The organism is Stenotrophomonas sp. STEN240, from assembly GCF_056756175.1.
In genome coordinates, this window is sequence record NZ_JBRRBO010000077.1 from 1 (window position 1) to 8,072 (window position 8,072).

An 8,072-nucleotide genomic window follows, 5' to 3' on the forward strand; every position below is an offset into this window, starting at 1 on the left:
CGGTCGGGGGCGCCCCGCCGGGCCGGTCTGCCCCCCCCGCGGACCCCCCCGCCGCCCCCCGCCCCCCCCACTACAGGTGAAGCTTCAGTCCGTTTCGGTGCCCTGGTCTGCGGCGCGCTCGGAAATCTTGGCCTCGCGCAGCTCTTTCTCCGATGCGCGCACTGCCTTTACATCCAGCGGCTGGATGGTGTCGATGCGGCACGGCACATGCGCCATCGGGCCACTACCATGCACGATCACCCGGTCAAAACGGGCGGACACCTGCCCCATCATGTTGGTGATCGAAATGGCCGGCGCGAATGACAGATCCGGGCACGGCCCGCTCAGGTTCAACAGCCAGGCTTCGGCCGGCTTGGTCCACACTGCCAAGGCACTGTCGCCCAGTTCGGTCCAGCCATTGAGCGAGCCGAAATAACGGAAGCTTTTCACCGGCTCGCCGGCATGCGCGCGGTACAGCGCCAGCCGCTCACCACTGTTCAGCTTCCCGGTCGTTGCACAGCCGCCAATTGCGGCCGCCAGCATCATCGCAACAAGCACTGTTTTCATGGCAGCAATCCTCATTGAAGGGAACAACCTGACTGCGTGACTGCAGCGAAACCATCCGCCTGCGCGCGTTAACCCCTTGTCTGTTTGGAGCTGACGGCTGCCGGCGGCGGGCTTAAACCCGGCTGCCGGCCAACTCGTGGAGCCGACCTTCGCGCAGCTCCAACACGCGGTCCAGCTTGCGCGCCAGGCCGCGGTCATGGGTGACCAGCACCAGGCTGGTGCGATGCGCACGGTTCAACTCGAGCATCAGTTCAAAAACGTTGGCCGCGGTCTTGTCGTCAAGATTGCCGGTAGGCTCGTCGCCAAGAATGCAGCCCGGCTTGTTGACCAGGGCACGGGCCACCGCAGTGCGCTGACGCTCGCCACCGGACAGCTCGCCAGGCTTGTGGCCCAGCCGGTGACCCAGGCCGACCGACACCAGCAGCGCCGTCGCCTGCGCGCTGGCGGCCGCCACATCGCGGCCACCGAGCATCACCGGAATCATCACGTTTTCAAGCGCGGTGAACTCGGGCAACAGGTGATGGAACTGATAGACGAAACCCAGCGAGCTGTTGCGCAGGTTGCCGCGCGCCGCATCGGACAAGGCCGACATGCGCTGGCCGGCCACATAGACCTCACCTGCAGTCGGGATATCCAAGCCGCCCAACAAGTGCAGCAAGGTACTCTTGCCGGCGCCGGAAGCGCCGACGATGGCGACGGTTTCGCCTGCGGCAACGTTCAAGTCCAGGCCATCGAATACCGGCGTATGCATCTTGCCTTCGGCATAGGTCTTGCCCAGGCCTTCGGCGCGGATTACCGATTCCATCAATGCGTTCTCATTCATAGCGCAGCGCCTCTGCCGGCTGGGTGCGGGCGGCGCGCCACGCCGGGTAGATGGTTGCGGCAAAGCTCATCAGCAGCGCCACCACGGTGATCACCACGATGTCGGCGGTCTGCATGTCGGTCGGCAGGCCGGTGATGTAGTAGACGTCTTCCGGCAACAGCTTGATGTTGAACACGGTCTCGATCAGGCCAAGAATGCGTTCGAGATTGAGGGTCAGGGTGATGCCACCCAGCACACCCACAATGGTGCCGAACACGCCGATCAAGGTGCCCTGCACCATGAATACCTGCATCACGCCACCAGGCGTCAGGCCAAGCGTGCGCAGGATGGCGATATCAGCCTGCTTGTCGGTGACCAGCATCACCTGCGAGGACACCAGGTTGAATGCACCCATCGCCACGATCAGCGACAACAGGATGCCCATCACCGTCTTTTCCATGCGCAGCGAGTGATAGAGGTTGGCGTTTTCCTGCGTCCAGTCACTGACCCGGTAATAGCCGTTGAGGTTGACCGCAAGGTCGCGGGCAACCGTGTAGGCCTGGTCCATGTCGTGCATCTTCAGGCGCACGCCGGTGACGCCGTCCATGCGCAGCACGCGTTCCATGTCCTGCATGTTGGTGAAGGCAACGCCGCGGTCCACTTCATTGGAGCCGGCTTCGAAAATGCCGCTGACCTTGAAGCGCTTGACCCGCGGCATCGCGCCCATCGGCGTGCCCTGCACTTCGGCCAGCGTTGCGACAACGCTGTCGCCGACATCCACGCCCAACCAGATCGCCAGTTCCTTGCCGACCACCATGTTGAACTCGCCGGGCTGCAGGCTGTCCAGCTTGCCCTTGGTCATCTTTTCGGCCAGCACCGAGACCTTGGACTCCTGCGCCGGATCAACGCCCTGGATGATCGCGCCCTGCACCCGCAGGCCGCTCAACATGCCCTGGATCTCGATATACGGCGCGGCGCCGGCCACACGCGGGTCCTTGGTCGCCACGTCCACGGCATGCTGCCAGTTGGCCATCGGCTCGCCATCGGCACTGACCGTGGCGTGGGCCGACATCTGCAGCAGGCGGTCGCGGATCTCCTTCTGGAAGCCGCTCATCACCGCCAGGGTGGTGATCAGCACCATCACGCCCAGCGCGATGCCGAGGATGGAGGCCATGGAGATGAAGGAAATGAAGCCATTGCGGCGTTTGGCGCGCAGGTAGCGCAATCCGATTGCGACAGGTAAGGGTTTGAACATGCGTGTCTGCCCGGGAACTGATGGCTATGGTGCCATTCCCGGCGGCTGGCGGGAAACGCCATGGGTACGCACGGCCAGTCGCAGTTCACGTCGCTGGGCACGCGGCAAGGTATCCGGCCAGAACAACAGCTGCTGACGGCGCCTGCCCAGCCGCCAGCGCAGCACCAGCAAGGGGCCGCGCTCAAGCAGTTCGATCCGCTGCACAGGTGCGCCGTCCACACAGGGTGCGCCCGGCGATTGCGGTATCAGCAGCTCACGCCCCGGCCTGCGCGATTCCGCCCGCGCCTGTAGCAGGCCCAGCGCAAACACGCAGACAGCCAGCGGCCAGGCAAAGCCCGGTGCCAGATCACAGTTCACCACTGAAACGGCGGCAAGTACCGCCAGGCCCGACAACGCGCAGGTCAGCCAGCGCGAGGGGCGCCACTCACACCGGAAGGGAGCGGATGTAGCTGATAAGTGCCGCCTGCGACGCATCCGGACAGGCCTCGTAGCCCATGGACCAGCGCCACAATTTATCGTCTTCGGTGTCCAGCAACTGCAGGAAAACCTCGCGCTCGGCGGCAGGTGCATCCAGCCAGCGACGGTCAAGATAGCGGCCGAACAGCTGATCCAGCTCACGCATGCCGCGCCGGCAGCGCCAGCGCAGCTTCTTCAACAGGATTTCGTCTTCGGTCTGCATGGTTTCAAGCTTAAGCCCCTCTCCCGCAAGGCGGGAGAGGGGTTGGGGTGAGGGCCGCCTTTGGCGATGATCAGACCTGCTTGAGGCAATTCCAGCCTCGAAGCAAGCAAGGGCAACTTCAAGAGCCCCCTCATCCGCCCCTGCGGGGCACCTTCTCCCGCCAGCGGGAGAAGGGAAAAGCTCAGCTTCGGCTTGCGCCTCGGCACTGCCTCTTTACGCGCGGCGCGCCATCATCAGCTTCTTGATCTCGGCAATTGCCAATGCCGGGTTCAAGCCCTTCGGGCAGGTGCGTGCGCAGTTCATGATGGTGTGGCAGCGGTACAGCTTGAACGGATCTTCAAGATCGTCCAGGCGTGCGCCGGTGTCTTCATCACGCGAGTCGATGATCCAGCGATAAGCCTGCAGCAGGATCGCCGGGCCAAGGTAACGCTCGCCGTTCCACCAGTAGCTCGGGCAGCTGGTCGAGCAGCACGCGCACAGGATGCACTCGTACAGGCCATCCAGCTTCTTGCGGTCTTCCGGCGACTGCAGGCGCTCGCGGTCCGGCGGTGCCGGGGTCTGCGTGCGGATCCACGGCTTGATCGAGGCGTACTGCGCGTAGAAGTGGGTCAGATCCGGAACCAGATCCTTGACCACGTCCATATGCGGCAACGGATAGATCGGCACTTCGGCCTTGCCGCAATCGGCAATGGCGCGGGTGCAGGCCAAGGTGTTGGTGCCGTCGATGTTCATCGCGCACGAACCACAGATACCCTCGCGACAGGAGCGACGGAAGGTCAGGGTCGGATCAATCTCGTTCTTGATCTTGATCAGCGCGTCCAGAACCATCGGCCCGCACGCATCGAGATCGATCTCGTAGGTGTCGGTACGCGGATTCTGGTCGTCGTCCGGGCTCCAGCGGTAGATCTTGAAGGTACGCGTGTTCTTCGCACCGCTCTTGGCGGGGAAGTGCTTGCCCTTGGTCAACCGGGAGTTCTTCGGGAGTGCAAATTCAGCCATGTTCGTAAGTTCCCCGGATCAGTAGACGCGCGGCTTCGGCGGCACCACGGACACGTCATCGCTGAGCGTGTACATGTGCACCGGACGGTAATCGAAGCTGCACTTGCCCTTGTCGTCGACGGTGACCAGCGTGTGCTTCTGCCAGTTGACGTCGTCGCGGTCCGGGAAGTCCTCGTGCGCGTGGGCGCCGCGGCTTTCCTTGCGCTGCTCGGCCGAGTTGATGGTCGCCACTGCGTTGAGCAGCAGGTTGTTCAGCTCGTAGGTTTCGATCAGGTCCGAGTTCCAGACCAGCGAACGGTCGGAAACCTTGACGTCCTGGAACGAATCGAACACTTCGGCCATCTTCTGGCAGCCTTCTTCCAGCGTCTTGCTGGTGCGGAACACGGCTGCGTCGTTCTGCATCGTGCGCTGCATGTTGTCGCGGATGACCGAAGTCGGCGTATCACCGTTGGCGTGACGCAGCTTGTCGAGCAGGCCCAGGGCCTTGTCGCAGGCATCGGACGGCAGGGTCTTGTGCGAGGCACCCGGCTTGATCGTCTCGGCGCAACGGTTGGCCACGGCGCGACCGAACACCACCAGGTCGAGCAGCGAGTTGGAGCCCAGACGGTTGGCACCGTGCACGGACACGCAGGCTGCTTCGCCGATGGCGTACAGGCCCGGCACCACTGCATCGGGGTTGTCGCCGACCTTGCGCACCACTTCACCGTGGTAGTTGGTCGGGATGCCGCCCATGTTGTAGTGCACGGTCGGGATGACCGGAATCGGCTGCTTGTGCACGTCCACGCCCGCGAAGATGCGCGCGCTTTCGGCGATACCCGGCAGCTTGTCGTCGATCACGCCCGGGCCAAGGTGGGTCAGGTCGAGCAGGATGTGATCCTTGTGCTCGCCGACGCCGCGGCCTTCGCGGATTTCGATGGTCATCGAACGCGACACCACGTCACGCGATGCCAGATCCTTGTAATGCGGTGCGTAGCGCTCCATGAAGCGCTCGCCATTGCTGTTGCGCAGAATGCCGCCCTCGCCTCGCACACCTTCGGTGATCAGGCAGCCGGCGCCATAGATGCCGGTCGGGTGGAACTGCACGAACTCCATATCCTGCAGCGGCAGGCCGGCACGGGCCACCAGGCCACCGCCGTCACCGGTACAGGTGTGCGCCGAGGTGGCGCTGAAGTAGGCACGGCCGTAGCCGCCGGTTGCCAGCACCACGCCCTGCGAACGGAACAGGTGCAGAGTGCCTTCGGCCATGTCCAGGGCGAGCACGCCGCGGCAGACGCCTTCGTCGTCGAAGATCAGGTCGAGTGCGAAGTACTCGATCATGAACTGCGCGTTGTGCGCCAGCGACTGCTGGTACAGCGTGTGCAGGATGGCGTGGCCGGTACGGTCGGCGGCGGCGCAGGTACGCTGCGCGGACGGGCCTTCACCGTACTTGGTGGTCATGCCGCCAAACGGACGCTGGTAGATCTTGCCTTCTTCGGTGCGCGAGAACGGAACGCCGTAGTGTTCCAGCTCGATGATGGCCGGGATGGCCTCACGGCACATGTATTCGATGGCGTCCTGGTCGCCCAGCCAATCCGAACCCTTGATGGTGTCGAAGAAGTGGTAACGCCAGTCGTCCTCACCCATGTTGCCGAGCGCGGCGGAAATGCCGCCCTGCGCTGCCACGGTGTGCGAGCGGGTCGGGAAGACCTTGGTGATGCAGACAGTCTGCAGGCCCTTCTGGGCCAGACCAAAGGTCGCACGCAGGCCAGCGCCACCGGCGCCGACGACCACCATGTCGACCTTGTGTTCAGTGATGTTGTAAGCGGACATGTATCAGTTCCCAAACACGATGCGGGCAACCGCAAAGATGCTGACGATGGCGCCGAGCACGGCGACGAACTTGACCGTGGTCTGCAGGGCCAGGGCCATCAGCGAATTGTGGATGTAGTCCTCAAGGACCACCTGCAGGCCAAGCTGGGCATGCCAGAACATGGCGACCAGGAAGCCACCCAGCAGGATCGCGTTCCACGGCTTGGAAATGGTTTCCACGGCGGTGACGTAATCGGCACCCATCAGGCTCAGCACCAGGCACAGGAACCAGATGGTGAGCGCAACCAGCGCGGTTGCGGTCAGGCGCTGGTGGACGAAGTGCTCGGTACCGGACTTGGAACTGCCCAGGCCACGCGCATTCTTGAGCGGGGTACGGTACTTGCTCATGCGGCAGCTCCCATGCAGACGTAAGCCCAGATCAGCGCGGTCAGCACCAGCGAGGCGATCACCGACATCCAGCTGCTGCGGATGAAAGTGGCCTTGGCATAGCCGATGGCGAAGTCCTGCACGATGTGGCGGATGCCATTGCACAGGTGGTAGGCGAAGCACCAGGTCCAACCGAACAGGATCACCTTGCCGTACCAGGCGCTGGCGTGGGTGGTGAAGCAGTTCCAGGACTCAGGGCCCATCATCAGGGCGAACAAGCCGCCCGCGATGATCAGGGAACCGACAGTCAGAATGATGCCGGTTACTCGATGCAGGATCGAGGTGGCCATCTGGATCTGCCAGCGATACACCTGCAGGTGCGGAGAAAGGGGGCGGGGTCTGTTCGCCATTCGCTGACTCGTATCTCGGCTGGGCGGCTCAATGCCGCGTTGGCTCAACGCTGCTCAGAAATCGATGCAGCGCCCGTTTTTCTCCCAATCGCCATACCGCACCGGATCAAGTCCGCCGCGGCCACCTATTTCCTGCGGCACCGGTGCTGCCTCGGGAAGCGGCTGCTTCTCGGGGACCAACGGGGCTTCAGCTTCGGGCTCGGGAGTGGGGGTTGTTTGGCCTATCATTAGTGGTCTCGCAACGCACAAATTTTAGTCCTCAGCCACGTGTCTGACAACCTCGCCCCTGCTTTCACCGGTTTCCGCACACTTCCCAAGGCTCAAATCCTGAGCCTTGCCGGAGCCGATGCGGTAGCTTTCGCCCAAGCCCAGTTCGCCAACGACGTGCCCTCGCTGGCCGATGGTCACTGGCAATGGAATGCCTGGCTGACCGCCAAGGGCCGCGTGCTGTCTATCTTTCAGCTGTTGCGGGTGGACCCGCAGCAGCTGTTGCTGGTCTGCCACGACGGCGGTGCCGAGGCCATGGCCGAACAGCTGCGGCGTTTTGTTTTCCGCCGCAAGGTGGTGATCACGCATGCCAGCGAGCTGGCGGTGAATGCCGCATTGGAAGCGCCCAGCGCGGCACATTGCGCGGAATTGGCGCAACTGGACGATGCGCTGATCGAGCTCGACGTGGGCAGCCCGGCGCTGCCGCGCACCCTGCGCATCAGCAAAACGGCCATTGCCAGCGACAGCGACAGCGCGGCTGAATTGGCATGGCGCCAAACCGACCTGCGCTACGGCCTGCCCCGCCTGGGCGATGCACAGCGCGAGCAATGGACGCCGCAGCAGCTGGGACTGGACCGGTTGAACGCCTACAGCGTCAAGAAAGGCTGCTATCCCGGCCAGGAAATCGTCGCCCGCACCCATTTCCTAGGCAAGGCCAAGCGCTCGCTTGCGCTGTTGGAATGTGTCTCATTCGCCAGCCCGGGTGATGCCGTCCAACAGGCCGAGACCAGCATAGGCACTGTCGCCTGCGCCGCAGGCACACTGGCGCTCGCCGTACTTCCATTGGAACTACCGGAAGGGCCGCTGCAGGTAAACGGCGGCCCCGCCAGCATCCAGCCCTTGCTGGACGGCCTGGCTCGCTGACCGCGCTCCACTGTAGTGCCGAGCCATGCTCGGCAGGGGCTTCACCGGTAAGGCTTCTGCCGAGCATGGCTCGGC

The 8,072-nt window shown here is 63.7% G+C and carries 11 protein-coding genes; 1 reads left to right on the forward strand and 10 read right to left on the reverse strand.

The features are described 5' to 3' along the window. Positions 1–84: 84 nt before the first annotated feature. From ACVOKO_RS19075 to ACVOKO_RS19120, 10 genes are all read right to left on the reverse strand, one after another. The gene (locus ACVOKO_RS19075; RefSeq protein WP_346500910.1) at positions 85–546 is read right to left on the reverse strand and encodes a DUF6491 family protein; all 462 of its coding nucleotides are present in this window, start codon (positions 544–546) and stop codon (positions 85–87) included. Positions 547–658: 112 nt separating this feature from the next. Then, positions 659–1,369, reverse strand: a complete 711-nt coding sequence (lolD, locus tag ACVOKO_RS19080) for a lipoprotein-releasing ABC transporter ATP-binding protein LolD (RefSeq protein ID WP_346500912.1) — start codon at positions 1,367–1,369, stop codon at positions 659–661. Next, positions 1,362–2,603, reverse strand: coding sequence for a lipoprotein-releasing ABC transporter permease subunit (locus tag ACVOKO_RS19085; RefSeq protein ID WP_346500914.1), 1,242 nt, complete (start codon positions 2,601–2,603; stop codon positions 1,362–1,364). Before ACVOKO_RS19085 ends, lolD begins: the two co-directional genes overlap by 8 nt. Before the next feature lie 24 nt (positions 2,604–2,627). Continuing rightward, positions 2,628–2,960, reverse strand: coding sequence for a hypothetical protein (locus tag ACVOKO_RS19090; RefSeq protein WP_346500916.1), 333 nt, complete (start codon positions 2,958–2,960; stop codon positions 2,628–2,630). A gap of 67 nt (positions 2,961–3,027) precedes the next feature. Then, the gene (locus ACVOKO_RS19095; RefSeq protein ID WP_062166243.1) at positions 3,028–3,282 is read right to left on the reverse strand and encodes an FAD assembly factor SdhE; all 255 of its coding nucleotides are present in this window, start codon (positions 3,280–3,282) and stop codon (positions 3,028–3,030) included. Between the two features lie 213 nt (positions 3,283–3,495). Beyond that, a complete protein-coding gene (locus ACVOKO_RS19100) occupies positions 3,496–4,281 on the reverse strand; it encodes a succinate dehydrogenase iron-sulfur subunit (protein WP_054657940.1) in 786 nt (261 codons plus the stop codon). 18 nt (positions 4,282–4,299) lie between these two features. After that, complete coding sequence (sdhA, locus tag ACVOKO_RS19105) at positions 4,300–6,090, reverse strand: succinate dehydrogenase flavoprotein subunit (protein ID WP_346500919.1); 1,791 nt, start codon at positions 6,088–6,090, stop codon at positions 4,300–4,302. Between the two features lie 3 nt (positions 6,091–6,093). Continuing rightward, entirely contained in the window at positions 6,094–6,477 is a 384-nt protein-coding gene (gene sdhD / locus ACVOKO_RS19110) for a succinate dehydrogenase, hydrophobic membrane anchor protein (protein ID WP_057626050.1), read from the reverse strand. After that, complete coding sequence (sdhC, locus tag ACVOKO_RS19115) at positions 6,474–6,866, reverse strand: succinate dehydrogenase, cytochrome b556 subunit (RefSeq protein WP_057626052.1); 393 nt, start codon at positions 6,864–6,866, stop codon at positions 6,474–6,476. The genes sdhD and sdhC overlap by 4 nt, the downstream gene beginning before the upstream one ends. Before the next feature lie 54 nt (positions 6,867–6,920). Continuing rightward, positions 6,921–7,094, reverse strand: coding sequence for a DUF1674 domain-containing protein (locus ACVOKO_RS19120; RefSeq protein ID WP_082746459.1), 174 nt, complete (start codon positions 7,092–7,094; stop codon positions 6,921–6,923). Positions 7,095–7,133: 39 nt separating this feature from the next. Between ACVOKO_RS19120 and ygfZ the strand changes: the two genes are divergently transcribed. Continuing rightward, positions 7,134–7,997 (forward strand): CAF17-like 4Fe-4S cluster assembly/insertion protein YgfZ, encoded by an 864-nt coding sequence (gene ygfZ, locus ACVOKO_RS19125; RefSeq protein WP_346500923.1) that lies wholly within the window; start codon positions 7,134–7,136, stop codon positions 7,995–7,997. Positions 7,998–8,072: the final 75 nt, after the last annotated feature.